Source organism: Desulfomicrobium macestii, assembly GCF_014873765.1.
GTDB classification, from domain to species: Bacteria; Desulfobacterota; Desulfovibrionia; order Desulfovibrionales; family Desulfomicrobiaceae; genus Desulfomicrobium; species Desulfomicrobium macestii.
The window spans coordinates 1-1,547 of record NZ_JADBGG010000091.1; the positions used below are offsets into that span (position 1 = coordinate 1).

The window sequence follows — 1,547 nt, forward strand, 5'->3', positions numbered from 1 at the left end:
CTCGACTTTCGGGGTTGTTAGTAAAGTCGTCGAAACAGAAATCTATTGGGAATAATTGAATATTTTGATTGAGGGGATCCTCCTTCTGTAGTAGTTCTTTTGTTACCACACAACAGAACACAAAAAAAGGAATCCCCGCATGCAAACTACAAATAATGCCATCGATTTGCAACTCATTAATAACGAGTGTGAGAGCAGAATCGATTCGTTTTTCAGTCAGTTCGGAATTGCGACCATTGCGCGAAATTCAAGTATCAAGAAAGCAAGAGGATATTCTGCTTTGACCATTCTTCTGAACATCTTTGTTCTTCCGTTCATCGGAAAGAATATCTATCGAAGCATCGTCATCAATCCTAAAAGCGATGTCGGAAAAGATGCCATCTATGAGTTCATGCGCTCAAGCAATTTTGGCTGGAGAAGATTCTTGCTCAAACTGGCCTTTGGCGTTCATGAATTCATAGACGGGTTGACCAACAAAGATCGCGAATCCGTGCTCATTCTTGATGATTCCACTATTGAGCGTCCCAGATCGAAGAAGGTTGAACTGTTGGCAAAGGTTCACGACCATACGACCGGGCGATTCCTCAAAGGCTTCAAGTTGCTCACGCTGGCCTGGTCCGATGGATCAACCCTTTTACCTCTGGACTTTGCGCTGCGCTCTTCTGCGAACAAAAAGCAACGATACCAGGAAGTTTCCAAAGACCTTGATAAAAGATCATGCGGTGCGCGGCGGCGTCAGGAGGCTGTGACCAAATCGACAGAACTGGTTGAGCCCATGATTGTGCGTGCGCTGAAGGCCGGCATCAAGGCCAAGTACCTCCTTATGGACAGTTGGTTCGCCATGCCCACCCTGATCTCCGATGTGTGCAAGCACATCCCCGTCATCTGCATGGTCAAACGCACGCCCAAGATCCACTACATCTTCGAAGGACAGAAGATGGACGTGACGCAGATTTACAGCCAGATCCGCAAACGCCGAGGCAGAGCCAAGATCCTGGCCAATGCCCAAATTGAGTTCAAGGATGGCCTCAAGGCTAAACTCGTCTTCGTGCGAAACAAGCACAAAAGAGACTGGCTGGCCTTGCTTACTACTGACCTCATCCTTGCCGATGAAGACGTTGTCCGCATTTACGGCAAGCGCTGGGACATCGAAGTGTTCTTCCGCACGGCCAAGCAGCATCTGGAACTAGAGAAAGGCTGCCAAAGCCGGGACTTCGATGCCCTCATAGCCCACACGACCATCGTGATGACCCGGTACATTTTTCTGAGCATCGAGAAGCGTAGGACGGAAGATCCAAGAACCCTCGGCCTGCTGTTCCATCGCTGCTGCGAGGAGGCGGAGGACTGCACGCTCGTCAAGGCGCTGTGCCAAATCCTAGGCATTACCCTGGAAAACCTGAAGAAACTTGGCGAAGCCCAGAACGAGGCTGAACGCATACTGCTTGAGGCTTTCCGAGACGGAATACGCAGTTTGGGGCGCAATTTCGATTATATTTTCAATGAACAAAGGTTGTTAGCTACTAATGGCTAACCCCGAAAGTCGAGAA

1 protein-coding gene is annotated in these 1,547 nt (G+C 49.1%); it reads left to right on the forward strand.

Annotation, left to right across the window (positions count from 1 at the left end; genetic code table 11):
- Positions 1 to 139 precede the first annotated feature (139 nt).
- The gene (locus H4684_RS20470; RefSeq protein WP_192625173.1) at positions 140 to 1,531 is read left to right on the forward strand and encodes an IS4 family transposase; all 1,392 of its coding nucleotides are present in this window, start codon (positions 140 to 142) and stop codon (positions 1,529 to 1,531) included.
- The last annotated feature ends 16 nt before the right edge of the window (positions 1,532 to 1,547 follow it).

Bases quoted from the DNA above. Each gene is read 5' to 3' on its own strand.
- H4684_RS20470 (WP_192625173.1), top strand. From the start codon at position 140: ATGCAAACTACAAATAATGCCATCGATTTGCAACTCATTAATAACGAG.